Source organism: Nocardiopsis suaedae (genome assembly GCF_027706745.1).
Lineage (GTDB): Bacteria > Actinomycetota > Actinomycetes > Streptosporangiales > Streptosporangiaceae > Nocardiopsis_A > Nocardiopsis_A suaedae.
Genome location: NZ_JAQFWP010000020.1, coordinates 22489 through 43498, shown reverse-complemented (window position 1 = coordinate 43498; position 21010 = coordinate 22489). Strand labels below are relative to the sequence as shown.

Sequence of the window (21010 nt, the reverse complement as noted above, 5' to 3'; positions counted from 1 at the left end):
GGGCCACCCGGCCCCTTTCTCCCCCCCGACCCTGACCCCCTTCCGGAAAGGTGGACATGAGCGACATCGGCGTCATCGCCGTCACCGCGGGCGGCCGTGCGGCCGCCGAACGCCTCGCGCAGGCCTGGCCCGACCAGGTGCGCATCGTCGAGGCCGACCGCCCCGCCGACGCCCTGCGCACCGCGTTCGCCGAATGCGGGTCGGTGGTGAGCATGCTCGCCGTCGGGGCGACGGTGCGGGTGCTGGCCCCGCTGCTCGGCGGCAAGACCACCGATCCGCCGGTCGTCTGCGTGGACGAGGGGCTGGAGCACGCGGTCGCCGTCCTCGGCGGCCACTACGGTGCCAACACCCTGGCCGATTGGGTGTCGTCGGTTCTGGGCACCCGCCCGGTGGTGACCACCGCCAGCGACACGGTGTCGGCGACCCCCCTCGACTCCTACGGCGCCGGCCTGGGCCTGCGGGTCGAGGACCGGGGCCCGCTGGCCTCCATCGGGGCGGCCGTGCTCTCCGGCGACCCCGTGCGCCTGGAGGGCGCCGAGGGCCTGCCGCTGCCCCCGCTGCCGGAGAACGTGTCCGCGGAGGTGCCGTCGTCGCAGGCCGTGGCACTGATCCGGGTCACCGACCGGCTCGACGTGTGCGGGGAGTGCGCCTCCTACGGGCTGCCCACGCTGACCTACCGTCCGCCGTCCCTGGTGGTGGGGGTCGGCTCGGCGCGCGGCGTCTCCGCCGAGGAGGTCGGCGAGCTGATCGACCGGACCCTGGCCGAGCACCTGCTCTCCCGCGCGTCGGTGCGTGCGGTGGCAACGGTCGACCTGAAGGCCGACGAGGAGGGCATCCTGCGCGCCGCCCGCGAGCGCGGCTGGGAGGTGCTCACCTTCCCCGCCGACGAGCTGGCCGCCGTTGAGGTGCCCAACCCGAGCGAGACCGTGCGGGCCGAGGTCGGCACGCCCAGCGTGGCCGAGGCGGCGGCGCTGCACGCGGCGGGCGCGGTCGGCAACGCCCCGGAGCTGGTGGCGGCCAAGGCCAAGACGGCCAACGCCACGGCGGCGGTGGCCCGGGCGGCGTTCCGCGGGCGGCTCGCCGTGGTCGGGCTGGGCCCGGGCGCGCGCGACCTGATGGCGCCGCGCGTCGCCGCCGAGCTGCGCCGGGCGTCCGTGGTCGTCGGGCTCGACCAGTACCTCGACCAGGTGCGGGACCTGCTCCGTCCGGGGACCCGGGTGCTCTCCAGCGGTCTGGGGCAGGAGGAGGAGCGCGCCCGAACGGCCGTGCAGGAGGCGCAGGCGGGCGCGGCGGTCGCGCTGATCGGCTCGGGCGACGCAGGGGTGTACGCGATGGCGAGCCCCGCGCTGGACTTCGCCGGTGCCGACATCGAGGTGGTCGGGGTTCCGGGGATCACGGCCGCCGTGGCGGCGTCGAACCTGCTCGGGGCGCCGCTGGGGCACGACCACGCCTACATCTCCCTGTCGAACCTGCACACCCCGTGGGAGGCGATCGAGCGCCGGGTGCGCGCGGCGGCGGAGGGCGACTTCAGCGTCTGCTTCTACAACCCGAAGTCGAAGCGGCGGGACTGGCAGCTGCCCAGGGCCTTGGAGATCCTGGCCGAGCACCGGCCGGAGGACACCCCGGTCGGGTACGTGCACAACGCGACCCGGGAGTCCGAGCGGACGGTGCTGACGACGCTGCGCGCGATGCTCGACGGGGAGGCCGAGCAGGTGGACATGTTCACGGTGGTGCTCGTCGGCAGCTCGGCGTCGAGGAATGTGGCGGGCCGCTTCGTCACCCCGCGCGGCTACACGTGGAAGGCGGGCCCGGGGGAGGGCCGGGCCGCGAATGAGTAGGGGGCGCGGGGGCCGGCCGGGTGCGGGGCGGAGAGGCGGCGACGACAAGGGGTAGTGGTCCTACCTGCAGCTTTGTCGGCCGAATGGCGTGTGCGTGATCGGCGTGACGGTCGACGGCGGCACGGCGGGCGCCCTGCTCACGGCCCCGGCCGGGCGCCTGGTCAGCGGGGTACGAGGCGCAGGGCCGCAGCGACGAAGGCGGGGCCCTGCCCGCAGCGTCGTCGGCCGCGCGGCGTATGCACGGTCAATGGAGGGGCGCCGACGGTGTAGCGTGCCGGTTCCCCGGGCCTGCCCGCCGTCCGCAGGGCCGCTCGCGGTCCGAGGAGGCGGTGCGGCCGGGAGGGCGTGCGGCTGCGCGCTCGTGGCGGCCGCCGGGCCGGTACGGGGTCCGGGGCAACCTCCCGGAGGTGCATTCCGGGAGCAGGACCGGCCGTTCGGGGTGCGGTAAATGCTCGCTCCAGGCCGGCTCGGGTGGTGGAACCACCACCCTCAGTGCCCCTGGCCGACCGGGGCGCCCGACCCCGACCCATGCCCGGCCTCTGCCGTCGCCGTCTCCCCCGCCCCCGCCGCCCCGCGCACCTATCCCAGCAGCGCGGCCAGTTCGTCGGGGGTCGACGGGGGGTCCTCGTCCTCCGCGAGCAGGCCCGTATTGCGCAGGGCCTGCTCCACCGCCGGGCCCCACGCCGGGCGCAGGCGGGCCGCCGACAGCAGGTCCCGGTCGGCCAGCACCTCCCGGGCCGCCCCCTCGGCCAGCAGGCCGTGGTCGATCAGCGCCACCCGCTGCGCCCACCGGTAGGCCAGGTCCACATCGTGCGTGGACACCACCAGCGTGGCCCCGTCCGCGCGCAGCCCGTCCAACGTGTCCAGCATCGCTTCGACGCCCATCGGGTCGAGGCCCGCCGTCGGCTCGTCCAGCACCAGCACCGACGGCCGCATCGCCAGCGCCCCCGCCAGCGCGACGCGCTTGCGCTGGCCGTAGGAGAGCAGGTGCACCGGCCGGTCCGCCAGCCCGTCCAGGCCGAGCGCCGCCAGCGCGCCGTCGACCCGCTCGGCCGCCTCGGCCCGGTCCAACCCCTGGTTCACCGGGCCGAACGACACATCCTGCCGGACGCTCGCCGAGAACAGCTGGTCATCGGGGTCCTGGAAGACCAGCTGGACCCGGCGGCGCAGGTCGGCGGCCCCGCGGCGGCCCGGGCGCACCGGTTCGCCGTCGACCAGCACCCGCCCCCGCTTCGGCGCCAGGCTGCCCGCCAGCAGCCGCAGCAGCGTGGTCTTCCCGCCGCCGTTGGGACCCAGAACCGCGAGCACGCCGCCGGTGGGAACCTCCAGCTCCAGCCCTCGGAAGACCGGGGGCGTGTCGGCGTACCCGAACTCCAGACCGCGCACGGCCAGCACCGGGGCCGTGTCGGTGGCGGCGGGAGAGGTCATGTCCACGCTCCAAGGGTCAGGGCCGCCGCGGCGACCAGGACGGCCGGGACGGCGGCGGCGGCGAGCGCCGAAGCGCGCAGCGGGATCTCGTCGACCAGCACGGTGAGCTCGCCGGTGTAGCCCCGGCACTCCAGCCCCCGCTGCAGCCGCGCGGCCCGGTCGTAGGACCGCACGAACAGCGCCGCGCCCAAGGCGCCCAGCGACCGCACCCGGTTGCGCCGGTTCGCGTACCCCAGGCGCCCCGCCTGCGCCGCGCCGACGCGCCGGGCCGTGTCCAGGGCCACGAACAGCATCCGGTAGATCAGCGCCACCACCTCGACCAGTGCCGGGGGGAGGCCGGCGCGGGAGAGACGGGGCAGCAGGTCGGCCAGCGGGGTCGTGAACGCGAAGAGGAGCTGGCACACGACCGCCGCAGAGGCGCGCCCCGTCAGCTCGGCCGCGCGCGCCGCCCCCTGGGGATCCCAGGCGATGAGCCCGTCCGGGCCGCCGACCGATACCAGCAGCGTCACCGCGCCCGTGGCGATGAACGCCAGCGGGCCCAGGGCGGTGCGCAGCAGCTTCCGGGGCGGCACCCGGGCCGGGCCGAGGCCGAGGGCCAGCGCGGCCGTCCCGACCAGCGCCGCCCCCGGCCAAGCGGGCAGTGCCAGGGCGCACACCAGGAGGCCCCCGAACAGCACGCCTTTGACGGCCGGGTGGACGGTGCGCCAGGGGCTGCGGTAGGCCTCCGCGTCGATGGTGAGCACCGCGCCCCCTCAGGTCAGGACGTGCCCGGGGCGGGCCCGTTCCCGTCGGGGGCGGGGGAGGCGGCCGGTGCCCCGGAGCGCAGCTTGCGCCGGGTGCGCAGCACGCCGAGGGTGTAGCCGATGATCCCGGCGCCCACGGCCGCCTGCAGGGCGAACAGGCCCGACTCGATCTCCGCCGACGGGGCCTCGTACAGCGGCGAGAACCACGGCTCGTACGAGGGGGCGATCTCCTCCACCGTCTCCTCGGCCTGGGCGTCCGCCCCGGAGAAGGGCTCCTCCAGGTGCGCCCCGGCGCCGATCAGCAGGGGCAGGGCCGCGATGGCCGCGGCGGCCGCCAGCAGGGCCCATGTGGCCCAGGCGCGCGGCCGGCCGCCGTCGGCCCCGGTCTGCGGGGCCGCGCCGCTCGCCTTGTCACCGGTGGTCGTGCTCATGCCGTCGCCTCCCCGTCGGGGGTCCGGTCGATGGTCGGTTCCTGGGGGCGGCCGGCCGTGTCGGAGGCGTCGGCCCCGCCCGTGCCGCCATCGCCGTCGGCGGTGCGGCCGCGCAGCACGCCCAGCCGGAGGAGCTGGTCGCGCCCCACCGTCGACAGCAGGCGCACGATGACCACCGTGACCAGGCCCTCCACCACCGACAACGGGATCTGGGTGATCGAGAAGATCGTCGCGAACTTGACGAACGCCCCGGCCACGCCGCCCGCCGCGTCGGGGAAGGCCAGCGCGAGCTGCAGGCTGGTGATGGTGTAGGTGCTCAGGCTCGCCGTGAACGCGGCCGCGAACACCCCCGCCCCCAGCGAGGTCTGCTCCGGAAGACGGGACGCCAGGGCCCGCACCAGCCGGTAGGCCGCGTAGCCGGCCCACGGCCCGACCACCGCCATCGAGAACACGTTGGCCCCGAGCGTGGTCAGCCCGCCGTGCGCCAGGAGCAGCGCCTGGAACAGCAGGGTGACCGTGCCCAGGGCCGCCATCACCGGCGGCCGGAACAGCACCGCCCCTAAACCGACGCCGGTCGGGTGGGAGGAGCTGCCGGTCACCGAGGGGATCTTCAGCGCCGAGAGTACGAAGCAGAACGCCCCTGAGGCCCCCAGCAGGAGTTTGGCCTCGGGGTCGGCGCGCACCGCCCGGGTGAGGGAGTACACGCCGTGGATGACGAAGGGGGCGGCGGCCGCGGTCCAGGCGGCCGCCTGCGCCGGTGGTAAGAACCCTTCGGCGATATGCATGTCGAGAAGACCCGCTTCCAGCACCTCGTGGACGGACGTCGCGTGCCGTGGCCGGTCTCCTGGCTCCCGGGTCCCCACCGCCCGGCCGGCCTTCCCGCGGCGCCTCCGGTGGACCCGGAGCCGCCCCAGTGGCCTGCGCCGCCGCCCGCACGGAGCGGGCCGACGGGGCCGGGGGCTACCCGTTCACAGTGGCGAGGGCCGCGCCGGTTTTCCACCGGACTTCCCGAACACCACGGCCCCTCGACCGTACGGCCATCGCACATGGTTCGCAATAGCGGCCCATGCGCCGACGGGCTCCCCGGTCGTCCGGCCGGTCCCGCCGAACCCGCCCGTGACCTGCGGGGGAACGAGGGCGGCCTGGTGTGCGCGTCCTGTTCCGCCGCCGCCGCGGGGGCTCCCGCGGCCCGACCGGGGCACCCGGGTGGCGCGGGGACGGGCCCCGTGTACTCTGTCCCACCGCGGCCCGGCAACGACACGACGCGAGGGGGACGGACCGTGCACGAGGGCACCGGCGCCGCCGCCCCCGTCGCCGTGACCTGGGACTGCACGGGCTGCGGCGCGTGTCTGCTGACCTGCCCCGAGCACGCGATCCGCCCGCACGGGCGGCCCCTGGACATCCTCGCCGGACGGTGCACGGGCTGCCTGGAGTGCGTCGAGGTGTGCCCGGCCGACGCCATCGTCGAGACCGGGGCGGCGGCCGCCGGAACGACCGGACCGGCCGCACCGGACCCGCGGACCCACCGCACCCAACGGGAGGAGAGCAGGTGACCAGGACGAGCAGGACCGTCCACCCGATCGAGGAGGAGTCCTACCGGATCCTGCGCTCCCGCATCGACCTGGGGCACCTGCCCCGGATGGGCCGCGCGGTCGCCGAACGCGTGATCCACGCCAGCGCCGACCTGGAGTACGCGGACGACCTGTCGATGGACGCCCCCGCGCTGGACCGCGCCGCCGCCGCCCTGGCCGGCGGCGCCCCGGTGGTGGCCGACGTGGCCATGGTGGCCTCGGGCATCACGGCGCGCGAGTGCGTGTGCCGGATCGCCGACCCGCAGGCGGCGCGGCTGGCCCGCGCGGAGGGGCTGACCCGGTCGGCCGCCGCCGTGCGGCTCGCGTTCGAGCAGGTGGGGCCGGGTGCGGTGTGGGTGGTGGGGTGCGCCCCGACCGCCCTGGAGGAGGTGATCGCGCTGGGCGCCCGCGGGCTGGACCCGGCGCTGGTCATCGGCCTTCCGGTGGGGTTCGTCGGCGCCGCCGAGTCCAAGGCGGCGCTGCGCGCCAGCGGGCTGCCGCAGGTCAGCAACGTGTCGGAGAAGGGCGGTTCGGCGGTCGCCGCCGCCGCGCTGAACGCGCTGCTGTACGAGGCGCACGAGGAGGGCGGCCCTGCGTGAGATCCGCGCGGGCCGCGAGTGGAGCTTGGAGAGGACAGGGATGAGACCCCCGCTGCTGTTGGCCGGCCACGGCACCCGCGACGACAAGGGCGTCGCCGAGTTCACGGCGTTCGTGGAGCGCTTGGGCCGCCGCTTCGACGACCGCGAGGTCGCGGGCGGGTTCATCGAACTCTCCCCGCCCCCGCTCACCGACGCGGTCGGCGACCTGTACGCCAAGGGGCACCGCAAGGTGGTGGCGGTCCCGATGATGCTGGTGGCCGCCGGGCACGCCAAGGGGGACATCCCCGGTGCGCTGGCGCGGGAGAAGGAGCGCCACGACGGCCTGGAGTACGTGTACGGGCGCCCCCTCGGCCCGCACAGCACGATGCTGCGGCTGCTCGGCGAGCGCTTGGACGAGGTGCTGGGCGGCGGCGGGGCCGACGAGGACACGGCGGTCCTGCTGGTGGGGCGCGGCTCCACCGACCCGGACGCCAACTCCGAGGTGGCCAAGGTGGCGCGGCTGCTCCAGGAGGGGCAGGCCAAGGAGCGCGGCGTGGCCTTCGTGGAGCCGGCGTTCATCTCGCTGGCCTGGCCGAGCGTTCCCGAGGGGCTGGACCGGATCCGCCGTCTGGGCGCCAAGCGGATCGTGGTGCTGCCGTACTTCCTGTTCTCGGGCGTGCTGCCGGACCGCGTGGTCGACCAGTCGATGGAGTACGCCTCCGAGCACCCGGACCTGGACGTGCGCTGCGCGCCGGTGATCGGTGACTGCGACGGTCTGGCCGACATGATCGCCGAGCGCTATGAGGAGGCGCTGCAGGGCGACATCCGGATGAACTGCGACACCTGCGTGTACCGCATCGCGATGCCGGGCTTCGAGGACAAGGTGGGTGCGCCGCAGGTGCCGCACCACCACCCGGACGACCCGTCGCACGGCCACGGCCACGGCCACGGTCATGGCCACGGCCACTGACAGCCCGGGACGGTAGCCCTCCCCCGGAACGAGCCGCGCCCTCATCCCCTCGGGGCGCGGCTCGCCGGCGATCGGGCGGCGTCATCGCCGTCCGCTCCGATCGGTCGGCTTGCCCTCGGGAACGGGGGAGCGGCGTCCGGTGGCGGGATACCGCTCCCGGAGGAAGTCGATGAGGAGCTCGTTCGTGCGTTCGGGCCGCTCCTGCTGCACCCAGTGCCCGCACGCGGGCAGCACCGCGGGGGGCTCCAAGCGGTCGACGTACTCCCGGGTGGGCCCGAGTCCGCCCGCCCGGACGGCCGTCTCCTTCTCCCCGGCGATGAACAGCACAGGAGCCTCGACGGGCGTCGCCCCCAGCCGGGGCAGCTCGTGCCAGTCCATGTCCACGCAGCGGTACCGGTTCAGTGCTCCGGTGAACCCGGTGCGCCCGTACTCCGCCGCGTAGTAGTCCAGATCGGCTTCGGACAACCATTCCGGCCTCGGGGCGGGGCACGGTATGGACTCCAGCAGGGAGGCCCCCTCCGGGAGCCCGGTCAGCAGGTGCTGTGCCAGCCCGTCGGGGGCGCCGCCTGAGAGCGCCCACATGAACCTCCTCAGTGCGCGCCGGGGGGCCGCTTCCAGTTCGGCCTCGGCCGCGCCCGGCTCCTGTGCGTACAGGAGCCAGTTGAAGCGGCCCTCCGTAAGCGAGCGCAGGTGCCGGGTCATCGGCACCGGAGGGCGGGGCGAGTAGGGCACGCTCAGCACCCCCAGGGCCGGGAACCGCCACGGGCGCAGTTGACCGCATGCCCAGACGGTGTTGGCCCCCCAGTCGTGCCCGACGAGGGCCGCCTCCTGTTCCCCCAGCGCATCGAGCAGTCCGGAGACATCGTCCATCTGGCAGCGCATACGGTAGGCGGCCGTGGACGCGGGGGCCGTCGTCGCACCGCACCCGCGGGCATCGGGGGCGAGAGCGCGGTAGCCCGCAGCGGCCAGCGCGGGAAGCTGGTGGCGCCACGAGTACCAGAGCTCGGGGAATCCGTGGAGAAGGACGACCGGCGGGCCGCTCCCGGCCTCGGCCACGTGCAGGGTGATGCCGTTGGCGCGGACTCGCCGGTGTGTGATCTGTGCACGTCTGGTCTGCACGGCGGCTCCTTCAGGGAGCGGAGGCGGTGAGGGGGCGAGGTGGACCCGGGCCGGGGCCCAGGGGCCGTGCGTGCGCACGGCGGGCGGAGCGGTCCGGAACCGGCCGCCGGCGTCGTGGTCCCGGGGGTCGGGGCCCGGCGAGACCGGTGGCGCGGGGGAGCCGCTCCGCGGTCGGGGGCACGCCCCCGCTGTCGGCGGCGGTCCCGATGGTGCGGCCGGTGTGCGGACCGGCGCTCCGCCCCGTGGGGCGGAGCGCCCGAACGGTGCTTCAGGCCGTGGCGACCGCCTGCCCGCCGTCGACGGGCAGCGTGGCGCCGGTGACGAAGGCCGAGCGGTCCGAGCACAGCCATACGGCCGCAGCGGCGACTTCTTCGGGGCGTCCGACCCGCCCCATCGGGACCGCCGCCGCGGCGGCCTCCCGGTACTCCTCGGGCGCCTGGGCCATGAGGTCGGTGAGGACCGGCCCGGGCGCCACGGCGTTCACGCGCACGCCCCGGGCCGCGTAGTCCAGAGCGGCGGCCTTGGTCAGCCCTTGGAGGCCGTGCTTGGCCGACACGTAGGGCGCGATACCGGGGACGCCGCCCGCCAGACCGGCGCCGGAGGAGGTGTTCACGATGGCCCCTCCGCCGGACTCCATGATGGCCGGAGCCTCGTACATGAGGCAGAGGTAGACGGAGCGCAGGTTGAGCTCGACGGCGGAGTCGAAGGCCCGGGTGGGGATCTCGTCGACCGGTGCCTTGCGCATGCCCGCGTCACCTGCTCCGCCGGCGTTGTTGAAGGCGAGGTGGAGTCCGCCGAAGTGTTCGGTCACGGTCTTCACGAGACGGCGCACGGCCGCCTCGTCGGTGACGTCGGTCGGCACCGCCAGGGCCTCGCCGGGGCCGTCGGCCACGGACGCGACCACACGTTCGAGGGCCTCGGCGTCGCGTGCCGCCAGTGCGACGGATGCGCCTTCGGCGGCGAAGGCCCGCGCGGCGGCGGCGCCGATTCCGCGGCTGGCGCCGGTGATCAGTGCGGTCTTTCCTCTGAGAAGCACGGTGGCCTCCCTGCTTCATCGGGATCCGGTGCGCCGTCGGCGTTCTCAGCCAACCGGTGCAGGACGGTGCGCACCGCGGCCAGCTCATCGCCGCTGATTCCGGAGCGCAGGCGGCGGTCGAACTCCGCGGCCGCGGCGCGCAGGCGGAGGAAGGCGGCCTGCCCTTCGTCGGTCAGGGTGATCCGGTGGACGCGCCGGTTCTCAGGGGCGCGCCGCCTGGTGATCAGGCCGTCGCGTTCCATGCCGTTGAGGTGGTGCGTGAGCGTCGCCTCGCGGATCTCCAGTTCGTCCGCGAGCCGGCGCTGCGTGCTGTCGGGGTTCCTCTTCAGGGCGAGCAGGATCAACCAGACCGGCTCCGAACCGCCCGCCTGCGCGAGCGCCCGGCCGAAGGCGCGGCTGAGCACCTTGGCCGTCCGGCTGACGTGGAGGCCGATCGGCGGCTGCTGCGGAGGATGCCCCATACCTGAAAGCGTAGACACCTAACGCTTCGATGTCTAATGGATGTCTGCGGAGCCCGTTCCGCCTCCGGGGGAGGACCGTCGGGACCGGCCCTTCGGTCCTGCTCCGCTGCCGGTTAGGGTCCTCGTGTCGCCTGTTCCCGCTCCTGTTCGCGGCCCGAGGTGCGGGGGTCCGGCCGCCGCCGGAAGGGCGTCGGTATAGGGTCGCCTGATGTGTCCGGAACACCCCGGTTTCGACCGGGGGTGGCAGCGAGCAGGGGAACGAGGTGAACACCCCCGGTGGCGGTGGAAGCCCGGCGGGACGACGAGGTCGATCTGCGGCACCACGGTGACGCCGAGACCGGTCCCGGACTCGCCGACTTCGCGGTGAACGTGCGGGGCGACGCCCCGCCCGCCTGGCTGGCCGAGCGCATCGCGGCCTCCCTCACCGGCCTGGCCGCCTACCCCGACCCCGCCCCCGCGCGCGCGGCGGTCGCCCGGCGGCACCGCCGCGATCCCTCCGAGGTGCTGCTCACCGCGGGCGCCGCCGAGGCCTTCGTGCTGCTGGCCCGCGCCCTGGAACCCCGCCGCGCCGCCGTGGTCCACCCCCAGTTCACCGAGCCCGAGGCCGCCTTGCGCGCCGCCGGGCACCCCGTCGACCGGGTGGTCCTCGACCCCGGCTCCGGCTTCGCCCTGGACCCCGCCCTCGTCCCCGACGACGCCGACCTGGTGGTCTTGGGCAACCCCACCAACCCCACCTCCCTGCTGCACCCCGCGGACACCGTCGCCGCCCTCGCCCGGCCCGGCCGGGTGCTCGTCGTGGACGAGGCCTTCGCCGACTGCGTCCCGGGCGAGCCCGAGTCGCTGGCCGCCCGCCGCGACCTGCCCGGCCTGGCGGTGGTGCGCAGCCTGACCAAGACCTGGGGCCTGGCCGGGCTCCGCGCCGGGTACCTGCTGGCCGACCCCGGCACCGTGCGGCTGCTGTCCGCGGCCCAGCCGCTGTGGTCGGTCTCCACGCCCGCGCTGGCCGCGACCGAGGCCTGCTGCTCGCCCCGGGCCCTCGACGAGGCCGACGCCTGGGCCCGTACCCTGGCCGACCACCGTGCCGTCCTCGCCGACGCGCTCACCGAGGCGGGGCTGCGAGTGCTGCCCGGGGCCGCCGCCTCCTTCCTGCTGGCCCGCGCCGAGGACGGCGCGGGGCTGCGCGAGCGGCTGCGCGGGCGCGGGATCGCCGTGCGGCGCTGCGACACCTTCCCCGGCCTGGACGCCGACTGGCTGCGCATCGCGGTGCGGGAACCGCGGACCTCGCTCCCGATGGCCCGGATTCTGGCAGAGTTGCTCTGAGGCGAATGAGGACATTGGTCGCGGAGTGTCCGGTACGGCGGAGGCGCGCCGCCGTACCGGGGCCGTACCGCGCCGCGCACGGGGGCCACGAGGGAGACATGCGCACAGCGACCTGGGCCGTGCGGCCGCGCGCCGACCGGCCCCGTGCCGAGGCACCGAATACCGGCTTTACCGACACCGGCCCTGCGGAGGAACGCCATGACCGGTAACGACGACCGCTCCCCGGCCGAGAGGGGAGCCGAGGACGAGGCCGGCCGCAACGGCGGCGGGCTGCTCGACGACCTTCCCGAGGCGGGCCGCGGGGGCGCGGCCCGGGCGCCGTCCTCCCCGGGGCCGGCGCCGCGGCGGGAGCGGGCGAACCCGTTCCACGCCCCCTCACCGCCGCCCCGCACCGAGCAGGCGGCCAAGCCCAACGTCATCCCGTTCCGCGGCGCGCCCCCGGCACCCGCGCGGCCCGACCCCGAACCCCAGGCCCCGGCGCCCGAGCCCGCCCGGGAGCCCGAACCCGCACGGGAGCCCGACCCGGCTCCCGCCCCCGAGCCCGAGCCGCAGAGGGCGCCGGCCCCGGAGGCCGCGGCGCCCGCCCCGGCGCCCGCCCCGGCGCGCGGCCCCGCCGCGGGCACGCCCGAACAGCACGAGGACACCACCCGAGAAAGCACGGCGAACACCGACGTGAACGCACACGCATACGCGGTCCCCGAGCGCGGACCCTCCGACGGCGCTCCGCGCGGCGCCGAGCGGTCGGCCGCCGCTCCGGGCCCCGCCCTCGCACCCTCCGCCGACCCGGCGCCCGCCCCGGAGCCCGCGGCCCCGGAGCCGACGGCCCCCGAGCCCGCGGCCGCGCCGACGGCGCCCGACGAGAACGCCTACACCGCCGCCGAGCGCGACGCGGTCTACCGGGTCATCGCCGAGCGCCGCGACGTGCGCACCGGCTTCCGCCCCGACCCCGTGCCCGACGAGGTGCTCACGCGCGTGCTCTCCGCCGCGCACCAGGCCCCCTCGGTCGGCTTCTCCCAGCCCTGGGACTTCGTCCTGGTCCAGGACGAGGACGTGCGCACGCGCGTGCAGGAGCTGGTGCAGCAGCAGCGCGCCGAGTACGCCCGCGCGCTGCCCGGCGCCCGGGCGCGCGCGTTCTCCGGGCTCAAGGTCGAGGCCATCCTGGACACCCCGGTCAACGTCGTCGTCACCGTCGACCCGACCCGTGGCGGCCGCCACACCCTGGGCCGCCACGCCCAGCCGCAGACCGCGTCCTACTCCACCGCCCTGGCCGTGGAGAACATGTGGCTGGCGGCCCGCGCCGAGGGCCTGGGCGTGGGCTGGGTGAGCTTCTTCCACGAGCGCGACCTGGCCGCCATGCTCGACCTGCCCCCGCACCTGGAGGTCGTGGCCTACCTGTGCCTGGGCTACGTCGACGACTTCCCGCCCGAGCCCGAGCTGGCCCTCGGCGGCTGGGCCAAGCGCCGCCCGCTGTCCTGGGCCGTCCACCGCGAGCAGTACGGGCGCCGAGGTCTGCCGGGGGAGAAGGCCACGAGTTTGCTGGACGAGACCATCGCCACCATCCGGCCGCTGGACACGCGCGCCGCCGCTGAGGCCGAGGACCGCCAGCGCCGGATGACCAAGCCCCAGGGCGCGCTCGGCGTGCTGGAGGAGGTGTCGGTCCGCCTGTCCGGGCTGGCGGGGGAGTGCCCGCCGCCGATGCCCGAGCCCGCGGCCGTGGCGATCTTCGCGGGCGACCACGGCGTGCACGCCCAGGGGGTGACCGCCTGGCCCCAGGAGGTCACCGCGCAGATGGTGCACAACTTCCTGGACGGCGGCGCGGTCGCCAACGCCTTCGCGGCCCAGGCCGGCGCCGAGGTGACGGTGGTGGACGTGGGCGTGGTGGGCGACCTGCCGACCGTGCCCGGCCTGCTGCCGCGCAAGGTCGCCCGCGGCACCGCGGACATGACCCAGGCCCCGGCGATGACCCGGGTCCAGGCCGAGTACGCGATCGAGGCGGGCATCGAGGTGGCGCGCGACCTGGCCACGGCCGGGAACCGCTGCCTGCTCACCGGCGACATGGGCATCGCGAACACGACCGCCTCGGCGGCGCTGGTGGCGGCCTTCACCGGCGCCGACCCGGCGGAGGTCACCGGGCGCGGCACCGGCATCGACGAGGCGATGCACGAGCGCAAGGTCAAGACGGTCAAGCGCGCGCTGGAGCTGCACCGGGTGGACACCTCCGACCCGGTGGGCGTCCTGGCGGCCGTCGGCGGCCTGGAGCACGCGGCGCTGGCGGGGTTCATCCTCGGCGCGGCGGCGCTGCGGGTGCCCGTGCTGCTCGACGGCGTCATCGCGGGCGCGGCGTCGCTGGTCGCGACGGCCTTGGCCCCGGACGCGGCGGGCGCCTGCTTCGCGGGGCACCGGTCGGCCGAGCCGGGCCACGCGGCGGTGCTGGAGTACACCGGTCTGCGTCCGCTGGTCGACCTCGACCTGCGCCTGGGGGAGGGGTCGGGGGCCCTGCTGGCCCTGCCGCTGCTGCAGGCGTCCGTGCGGGCCCTGCGCGACGTCGCCACCTTCGAGGACGCCGGAGTGACCGAGCGCTGAGGCGGATCGGTCCACCGCACATCCGACGTGCCCCGCAGCCCGTGAAGGGCGGCGGGGCACGGTGCTCTCCGGAGCCCTGCCCGCTGCGGGCACCTTCGGCCCGGATCCCCGATGATCTCGGGGAGAGTACGACGCCACAGGCGCGGTTTCGGCGTCGTTCCCCCCGAGATCAACAACGGAGGGGGCGTCCCCCGTCCCGAGAGGCGCGCGCCCGGCCGTGACCGGATCGGACCGTCGGCGTGCCCTGTCCTTGTTCGCAGGGCACTTAGGCTTCTTCGGTGTGATGTGCCCCGCGGGCAAGGAGCGTGCCCGAGAGGTGTATATACAGTGAGGCAGGGCATGGGACGCGTCGAATCGGTGGGAAACGTGAACCCCGAGACGGTTTGGCACGGTATTTTCGGGACCCTGACGCAGGGTGCCGTCCGGTGACCGCCACCTCGGCCGCCACCGCCGGCGCGCCGTGCGCCCGACCGTCGCGGCAGGGCGTCCGCCCGCCGCGATAACGCGACGACGGATCTGGAGGGCTTCCTCGGTGACGTATCTGCTCGGTTTGCGCATGGAAGGGCGGACGGCGCTGGTCGTCGGCGGCGGGCGGGTCGCCCAACGCCGCGTCCCGGTGCTGCTGGAGGCCGGCGCCGACGTGGTGCTCGTCGCTCCCGAGGCCACCGCGACCCTCGAAGGGCTCGCCTCGGCCGGCCGCATCACCTGGCACCGGCGCACCTACCGTGAGGGCGATGTCACCGACCCCGCCAACGGCGACATCCGGCTCGTGCACGCGGCCACCGACAGCCCCGAGACCAACGCCGCCGTCGCCGACGAGGCCGACCGCGCCCGCCTGTGGTGCGTGCGCGCCGACGACCGGCACGCCTCCTCCGCCTGGACCCCCGCCAGCGGCTCGGCCGCCGGGGCCACCGTCGGCGTCGTCGCCGACGGCGACCCCCGCCGCGCCGCCGGGCTGCGCGACGCCGTGGTCGAGGGCCTGGGCGACGGCAGCCTCGACGCCCGCCGCGGCCGCTCCCCCCTGCGCGGGGTGGCGCTGGTCGGCGGCGGCCCCGGCGACCCCGGGCTGATCACCGTCCGCGGCCGCCAGCTCCTCTCCCAGGCCGACGTGGTCGTGGTCGACCGGCTGGCCCCCATGTCCCTACTCGACCGGCTGCCCGCCGACGTCGAGATCGTCGACGCCGCCAAGATCCCCTACGGCCGCTCCATGACCCAGGAGGACATCAACCGCCTGCTGGTCGAGCGGGCCGAGGAGGGGCGCTTCGTCGTCCGCCTCAAGGGCGGCGACCCGTTCGTCTTCGGCCGCGGCGGCGAGGAGGCGGCCGCCTGCGCCGCCGCCGGGGTCCCGTTCACCGTCGTGCCCGGCGTGACCAGCGCCCTCGCGGCGCCCGCCAGTGTCGGCGTGCCCCCCACCCACCGCGGCGTCTCCCAGGAGGTGCACGTCGTCTCCGCGCACGTGGCGCCCGACGACGAGCGCTCCACCGTCGACTGGGCGGCCCTGGCGCGCTCCAACGGCACCATCGTCGTCCTCATGGGCGTGGAGCGCGCGGAGGCCGTCGCCGAGGCGCTGGTCCGGCACGGCCGCGCCCCCTCCACGCCGGTCGCCGCCGTGCAGGACGCCACCCTGCCCACCCAGAGGACCACCGCCGCCACCCTGGAGACCGCCGGGACCGTGCTCCGCGAGGCCGGGGTGCGCCCGCCCGCGGTGCTCGTCATCGGCGAAGTGGTCGACGCGGCCCGGGAACTTGACATACTGCACTGGGGGGCGGGGGAACCCGCGGGGCGCGCGGGTTCGGACCCCGGCGCGGGCGGCCCCCGGTGACGACCACGGGATCTGGGCCCGGCGGCCCGGAGCCCCCGACCTTGACCGACGACGAGAAGGGCGGAAGCGCGATGTCTCGGCCGCCTGCAGTTCCGGACGTGGCCGGCGCCGGGGACGGCGACGCCGGGCCGGACTCCGGAGCCGCCCCGGCCGCGCCCCCGGGCGCGCCCGCGACCGGCACGGCCGAAGGACGGCACGGGAACGGCGGCCTCGCGGGACGGGCCAAGCACCGTGGGCGGGCCTCGGGAGACACCCGCTTCGAGGCGGTGCTGGAGAACCTGCGCACCCGCATCCGCGGCCTGGAGTTCGCCGAGGACCTGCCCGGCGCGGCCGAGGGCGCGGCGGCCCGCTCCGACGTGCTGCACCAGCTGGAGGACTTCGTGCTGCCGCGGGTGCGGCGCCCGGACACCCCGCTGCTGGTCGCGGTGGCCGGATCCACCGGGGCGGGCAAGTCCACCCTGGTGAACAGCCTGGTGGGGGAGCAGGTCACCACCACGGGGGTGCGCCGCCCCACCACCAACAGCCCGGTGCTGGCCTGCCACCCCGACGACGTCGACTGGTTCAGCGAGGCCTCCTTCCTGCCGACCCTGCCCCGGGTGCGCCAGCAGGGGCTGGCCATGCCCGGCAAGGACGGCATGCTGGTGCTGGCCGCCAGCGAGTCCATGCCCAAGGGCGTGGCGCTGCTGGACACCCCCGACGTCGACTCGGCGGTGGCGGCCCACCACGAGTTCGCCGCCAAGTTCCTCGACGCCGCCGACCTGTGGGTGTTCGTCACCACCAGCCGCCGCTACGCCGACGCGCGGGTGTGGGAGTTCCTGCAGGTGGCCCGGGACCGCGACACGTCCATGGCGGTCGTGCTCTCCCGGGTTCCCGAGCGCGGGCGGCAGCAGCTCCTCGACCACTTCGGCGCCATGCTGGAGGCCAACGGCCTGGGCGGGGCGTCGCGGTTCACCATCCCCGAGACCGACCAGATCGCGGGCGAGCGCTTCACGTCCAACGTCGCCGACCCTATCCGGTTCTACCTCGCGGACGTGGCCGGCGACCTGGTGCAGCGCGCGCGGGTGTCGCGGCGCACCTTCATCGGGGTGATCGACAGCTTCCGGGAGCGGGTGCCCGAGCTGGCCCGGCAGGTGGAGGTGCAGGTCGAGGTCGCCCAGCGGCTGGAGGCGTCGGTGCGGTCGGCCTACGGCGAGGCGGCCGACGAGATCTCCGAGGCCCTGGAGGACGGGTCGCTGCTGCGCGGCAACCTGCTGGCCCGCTGGCACGACATCGCCGCCAGCGGCGAACTGATGCGCACGCTCCGGCTGCGCGGCAAGCGCAAGGCCAAGGCGGCCGAGGCCGCCGCGCCGCGCATCGAGGCCCTGCAGGAGGCGGTCCGCGGCGGCCTGGAGGCGCTGGTGGTCGCCGCCGCCCAGCGCGCGGCCGACCGGGTCGTGGAGTCCTGGGAGCAGGTGCCGGGCGGGGCCCGGCTGGCCGAGGCCTACGCGGGCGACGGGGCGGACGGGTTCCCGGCGCGGGTGCGCACCGCCGTGGCCGAATGGCAGGACACCGTCGCCTCGATGATCACCGCCGACGGGGCGACCAAGCGCAGCGTCGCCAAGTTCGTCACCTTCGACAAGGAGGCGTTCACGCTCGTGCTGATCATCGAGCTGCTGGGCTTCCCGCGGCTCGACGACGCCCGGCGCGGTTCGGGGCCCTCTCCCCAGAGGCTGCTGAAAGGGCTGTTCGGAGCGGAATCGCTGCGTAGCATAGGTGCGGCGGCCCGCGACGACCTGCGGGGGCGGATCGGCGGCCTGCTCAGCGCGGAGAAGGGGCGGTTCACCGACGCGCTCGCGGCGGCCGGGCTGCCCGGCGAGGACGACGCCGTACAGCTCTATCAAGCCACGTACAACCTTGAGATTGCGCGATGACCACTCACCGGAACCCCGCCCAGGCGGATGAGGAGCCGCAGGCGCCCGCGGACCGCGAGCGCCCCTCCGGCCCGGGCACGGGCGAATGGTCCGGGTACGTCGTACCGGGCGGCGGGACCGACGCCGGCTGGCTGCACTCGGGCCCGACCCGTTCGGCGCCGCCCGAGGGCGACGCGTGGCCGCCGTCGCGGCCGGACACCGGGCCGCAGAGCGCCTACCCGTCGCTGCGCCGCGCCGTCGACGAGCGGTCCGAGGACGCCGACCCGGGGGCGGATCCGGAAGGGGCCGAAGAGCCCGGAGGCGCCGCCGGGGCCGGGGAGCCCGGCGGGGGAGAGTGGCCCGGGGGGCGGGGAGAGCAGGACCGTGACTCGGGTCCCTACCCGTCGCTCGGCCGCGCCGCGGACCGGTTCGGCGGGGACGACGCCTGGGCCGGGGCCGAGGAGGGCGACTGGCCCGGCATGGGGGCCTCCGGCGCCGGTGACGGTGCCGAGGCCGTTCGGCATGCGCCACGGGCCCCGCAGGCCGACCGGGCCGCCGCGGGGCGCGTCGCGGAGGCCGGGGGCGAGCAGGACCGGGACGCGTCCCCGGACGCGGAGGACCGGGCCGACCGCTCCGACCGCTCGGGCGGCAGCGACCGCCCCGAGGGTGAGGCGGCCGAGCACGAACGCGATGAGGACGGCGCCGACCGGCGGGACCGCCCGTCCCGGGGTCGGCATGCGGCGCCGCGCCGCAAGCGGGCCGAGGCCGAAGGGGCCCAGCGGTCGGCGGTGGACGAGACGGCGGACGAGGCGGACACGCCGGACGGCGCCTCCGACCGGGCCGAGACGCCCGACAGCGCCGACCGGACCGGCCGTGCCGACAGCGCCGACCCGAGCGGCGCCGAGCGCGGCGCCGACCCCGATGACGAGGACGTCGACGACCCCGACGGCTTGGCGGGCTGGGTGGGGAGCCTGGCCGAGGCGGTCGACGCCGACGCGGACACGCGCATCGCGGGTCGCAGGCCCACCGGGTCGTTCCCGGCCGTCGACCCCGAGACGGGTCGGCCCAGGCTCGCCACGGCCGCCGACGAGGACGGGTCGGGTGAGGCGCCGGACGGCGACGGGTCCGCCGACGTCCCGTCGAGCGCTGAGGCTCCCGCGGACACCTCGGCGCCGGGGGACGAACCCGCCCCCACCGCGCGGACCGGGGACGACGCGTCGGACGACGGCGCATCGGACGGCACGCCCGAGGACGACGGAGCCGCCGACACCGCGGCCGCGCCCGCGGCGGCGGACACCGACGGCGATTCGGCCCCGGAGGGGGGCGTCGAGGAGGCCGCGCCCGCGCCCGTGTCGGCGTTCACCGACGATGGCGACGACTACGTGCCCACGACGCGCGAGTACTGGCAGCCCATGCCGGAGACCACGCGCGAGCAGCTCATCGAGCGCCTCGACGGACTCGCCTCGGTCCTGGAGGTCGGCGGCCAGGACCTGGGCGACGAGGAGACCGCCCGCGCCCGCCACCTGCTCAACCACGCCGGTGCGCGGCTGCGGCTGTCGGCCGCGCACACCGTGGTGGCGCTGGCCGGGGGCACCGGCAGCGGCAAGTCGTCGCTGTTCAACACCCTGTGCGGGCTGGAGTTCTCGCGGGTGGGCATCACCCGGCCCACCACGTCCACCGCGCACGCCTGCGTGTGGGGCAACGAGGGCGCGGACGAGCTGCTGGGCTGGCTCGGGGTGCCGCCGCGGCAGCGCCACTCGCGCACCAGCGAGCTGGACCGGGACCACTCGGAGCTGTCCGGGCTCATCCTGATGGACCTGCCCGACCACGACTCGGTGCGGGCGATGCACACCGCCGAGGCCGACCGCCTGATCGGCGCGGCCGACCTGCTGGTGTGGGTGCTGGACCCGCAGAAGTACGCCGACGCGGCCGTGCACCACCGGTACCTGGCCGAGATGTCCGGGTACGGGGCGGTGACCGTGGCGGTGCTGAACCAGGTCGACCGGGTGGAGCCGGAGGAGCTGGAGGAGCTGCTCACCGACCTGCGGCGGCTGCTGGAGACCGAGTCGGGGGTGCACCCGCGGGTGCTGACCACCTCGACCGTCACCGGCCAGGGCATCCGCGAGCTGCGGGAGCTGCTGACCGAGACGGTGGTCGAGCGGCGGGCGCTCATCGACCGGCTGGTGGCCGACCTGGACGGCGTGGCCCGGCGGTTCGAGCGCTACCGCGGTCCGGAGGGGCCCACACCGCGGGGCGTCCCGGACGCGGACCGGTCGCGCCTGGTCGCGCGGCTGATGGAGGCGTGCGGCGTGGCGGCGCTGGCCGACTCGGTGGAGACCGCCTACGAGCTGCGCGGGGCGCGCAGGGTCGGATGGCCCGTCACCCGGTGGCTGGGGCGGCTGCGCCGCGACCCGGTGCGGCTGGCCCGGATGGAGTTCCTGCGGGAGACCGGGGGCGAGGCGTCGACGCGGCCGGTGGAGGCGCAGGAGGCCGAGATCGAGCAGGCGGCGGTGGACGCTGCCGAGTCGGTGGGCAAGGACCTGCCCGCGCCGTGGCCCAAGCGGCTGCGCTCGGCGGCCCGCGGCGGGGTCGTGGGCCTGACGGGCAGGCTGGGCACGGCGGTGGGGGCGTCACTGCCGGAGAGCGACGACGGGCCGGGCTGGTGGTCCGGGGTGCGCGCGCTGCAGTACGCGCTGATCGCGGTCGCCGGGGTCGGACTGGCCTGGGCGGGGACCGTGCTGGCGAGCTGGCTGGGCGGCGGGATGACCGGTGTGGCGGTCCTGGATTCGCCGGTGTTCCTGGGCCTGGCGGCGGCGGTCGCGCTGGCGGCGCTGGCGGTCGGCTGGTTGACCGGTGTGGGCTGCAGGAACCTGGTGGGCGTCGCGGCGTCCAAGCGCCGCGAGGTGGTGGAGGCCCAAGCCGAGGAGGGCATCGCCGCCGCGGCGACGGAGGAGGTCGTCTCCCCGATCGAGCAGGAGCTGGCCGAGTACCGGCGATTCACGGAGTCGCTGGAGGCGGCACTGGCGTCCAAGGCCGAGTAGCGGCCGGGCAACGGCAGGGGCCGGGGCGGCAGGTCCCCCGCTCAGGGGCCCTGGCCGGGCGGCGGGCCGGTGCGGTGCGGGGTGGAGGGCGGCGACGGCGAACGTCAGCGGCCCTCGCGGCGGCGCTGTCGGCCGCCGGGCGTCCGCGTGGTCGCCGCCCCCCCCACAATGACCACGTAC

At 76.2% G+C, this 21010-nt stretch carries 16 protein-coding genes and 1 riboswitch; of the genes, 9 read left to right on the top strand and 7 right to left on the bottom strand.

Translation table 11 applies throughout. The annotated features are described in order from the left end of the window. The first annotated feature begins 56 nt into the window (after positions 1-56). Positions 57-1838, top strand: a complete 1782-nt coding sequence (gene cobJ / locus O4U47_RS12735; RefSeq protein ID WP_270678038.1) for a precorrin-3B C(17)-methyltransferase — start codon at positions 57-59, stop codon at positions 1836-1838. 579 nt (positions 1839-2417) lie between these two features. On the opposite strand, the gene O4U47_RS12730 is transcribed toward cobJ, so the two are convergent. The 4 genes from O4U47_RS12730 to O4U47_RS12715 are packed head-to-tail and all read right to left on the bottom strand — an operon-like array spanning position 2418 to position 5225. Continuing rightward, positions 2418-3266 (bottom strand): energy-coupling factor ABC transporter ATP-binding protein, encoded by an 849-nt coding sequence (locus O4U47_RS12730; protein WP_270678037.1) that lies wholly within the window; start codon positions 3264-3266, stop codon positions 2418-2420. Continuing rightward, positions 3263-4009 carry a cobalt ECF transporter T component CbiQ gene (cbiQ, locus tag O4U47_RS12725; RefSeq protein ID WP_270678036.1) on the bottom strand — a complete coding sequence of 249 codons (747 nt, stop codon included), beginning with the start codon at positions 4007-4009 and terminating at the stop codon, positions 3263-3265. Before cbiQ ends, O4U47_RS12730 begins: the two co-directional genes overlap by 4 nt. A 14-nt stretch (positions 4010-4023) precedes the next feature. Then, entirely contained in the window at positions 4024-4440 is a 417-nt protein-coding gene (locus O4U47_RS12720) for an energy-coupling factor ABC transporter substrate-binding protein (RefSeq protein WP_270678035.1), read from the bottom strand. Then, the gene (locus O4U47_RS12715; RefSeq protein ID WP_270678034.1) at positions 4437-5225 is read right to left on the bottom strand and encodes an energy-coupling factor ABC transporter permease; all 789 of its coding nucleotides are present in this window, start codon (positions 5223-5225) and stop codon (positions 4437-4439) included. Before O4U47_RS12715 ends, O4U47_RS12720 begins: the two co-directional genes overlap by 4 nt. A gap of 32 nt (positions 5226-5257) precedes the next feature. After that, positions 5258-5497: riboswitch (cobalamin riboswitch) on the bottom strand. A gap of 223 nt (positions 5498-5720) precedes the next feature. Here O4U47_RS12715 and O4U47_RS12710 point away from each other — a divergent pair. Genes O4U47_RS12710 through O4U47_RS12700 form a run of 3 tightly spaced genes read left to right on the top strand, consistent with a single transcriptional unit; the run spans position 5721 to position 7559 of the window. Continuing rightward, positions 5721-5993 (top strand): 4Fe-4S dicluster domain-containing protein, encoded by a 273-nt coding sequence (locus O4U47_RS12710; RefSeq protein WP_270678033.1) that lies wholly within the window; start codon positions 5721-5723, stop codon positions 5991-5993. Next, positions 5990-6610, top strand: a complete 621-nt coding sequence (locus tag O4U47_RS12705) for a precorrin-8X methylmutase (RefSeq protein ID WP_270678032.1) — start codon at positions 5990-5992, stop codon at positions 6608-6610. Before O4U47_RS12710 ends, O4U47_RS12705 begins: the two co-directional genes overlap by 4 nt. A 40-nt stretch (positions 6611-6650) precedes the next feature. Further along, the gene (locus O4U47_RS12700; protein WP_270678031.1) at positions 6651-7559 is read left to right on the top strand and encodes a sirohydrochlorin chelatase; all 909 of its coding nucleotides are present in this window, start codon (positions 6651-6653) and stop codon (positions 7557-7559) included. An 81-nt stretch (positions 7560-7640) separates the two neighbouring features. Here O4U47_RS12700 and O4U47_RS12695 read toward each other — a convergent pair whose 3' ends face one another. From O4U47_RS12695 to O4U47_RS12685, 3 genes are all read right to left on the bottom strand, one after another. Further along, complete coding sequence (locus tag O4U47_RS12695) at positions 7641-8678, bottom strand: alpha/beta fold hydrolase (protein ID WP_270678030.1); 1038 nt, start codon at positions 8676-8678, stop codon at positions 7641-7643. A gap of 268 nt (positions 8679-8946) precedes the next feature. Beyond that, positions 8947-9714 (bottom strand): SDR family NAD(P)-dependent oxidoreductase, encoded by a 768-nt coding sequence (locus O4U47_RS12690; protein WP_270678029.1) that lies wholly within the window; start codon positions 9712-9714, stop codon positions 8947-8949. Next, positions 9687-10175: a MarR family winged helix-turn-helix transcriptional regulator gene (locus tag O4U47_RS12685; RefSeq protein WP_270678028.1), complete on the bottom strand. Its 489-nt coding sequence runs from the start codon at positions 10173-10175 to the stop codon at positions 9687-9689. The genes O4U47_RS12690 and O4U47_RS12685 overlap by 28 nt, the downstream gene beginning before the upstream one ends. 276 nt (positions 10176-10451) lie before the next feature. On the opposite strand from O4U47_RS12685, the gene cobC reads away from it, so the two are divergent. From cobC to O4U47_RS12660, 5 genes are all read left to right on the top strand, one after another. After that, positions 10452-11495: an Rv2231c family pyridoxal phosphate-dependent protein CobC gene (gene cobC / locus O4U47_RS12680; protein WP_270678027.1), complete on the top strand. Its 1044-nt coding sequence runs from the start codon at positions 10452-10454 to the stop codon at positions 11493-11495. A gap of 198 nt (positions 11496-11693) precedes the next feature. Next, positions 11694-14078: a nicotinate-nucleotide--dimethylbenzimidazole phosphoribosyltransferase gene (cobT, locus tag O4U47_RS12675; protein ID WP_270678026.1), complete on the top strand. Its 2385-nt coding sequence runs from the start codon at positions 11694-11696 to the stop codon at positions 14076-14078. A gap of 532 nt (positions 14079-14610) precedes the next feature. Then, entirely contained in the window at positions 14611-15900 is a 1290-nt protein-coding gene (gene cobA, locus O4U47_RS12670) for a uroporphyrinogen-III C-methyltransferase (RefSeq protein WP_270678025.1), read from the top strand. Between the two features lie 71 nt (positions 15901-15971). Next, a complete protein-coding gene (locus O4U47_RS12665) occupies positions 15972-17810 on the top strand; it encodes a dynamin family protein (protein ID WP_270678024.1) in 1839 nt (612 codons plus the stop codon). Then, entirely contained in the window at positions 17807-20830 is a 3024-nt protein-coding gene (locus O4U47_RS12660; protein WP_270678023.1) for a GTPase, read from the top strand. Before O4U47_RS12665 ends, O4U47_RS12660 begins: the two co-directional genes overlap by 4 nt. Positions 20831-21010: the final 180 nt, after the last annotated feature.

Bases quoted from the DNA above. Each gene is read 5' to 3' on its own strand.
- cobJ (WP_270678038.1), top strand. From the start codon at position 57: ATGAGCGACATCGGCGTCATCGCCGTCACCGCGGGCGGCCGTGCGGCC.
- O4U47_RS12730 (WP_270678037.1), bottom strand. From the start codon at position 3,266: ATGACCTCTCCCGCCGCCACCGACACGGCCCCGGTGCTGGCCGTGCGC.
- O4U47_RS12720 (WP_270678035.1), bottom strand. From the start codon at position 4,440: ATGAGCACGACCACCGGTGACAAGGCGAGCGGCGCGGCCCCGCAGACC.
- O4U47_RS12715 (WP_270678034.1), bottom strand. From the start codon at position 5,225: ATGCATATCGCCGAAGGGTTCTTACCACCGGCGCAGGCGGCCGCCTGG.
- O4U47_RS12700 (WP_270678031.1), top strand. From the start codon at position 6,651: ATGAGACCCCCGCTGCTGTTGGCCGGCCACGGCACCCGCGACGACAAG.
- O4U47_RS12685 (WP_270678028.1), bottom strand. From the start codon at position 10,175: ATGGGGCATCCTCCGCAGCAGCCGCCGATCGGCCTCCACGTCAGCCGG.
- cobT (WP_270678026.1), top strand. From the start codon at position 11,694: ATGACCGGTAACGACGACCGCTCCCCGGCCGAGAGGGGAGCCGAGGAC.
- O4U47_RS12665 (WP_270678024.1), top strand. From the start codon at position 15,972: ATGTCTCGGCCGCCTGCAGTTCCGGACGTGGCCGGCGCCGGGGACGGC.
- O4U47_RS12660 (WP_270678023.1), top strand. From the start codon at position 17,807: ATGACCACTCACCGGAACCCCGCCCAGGCGGATGAGGAGCCGCAGGCG.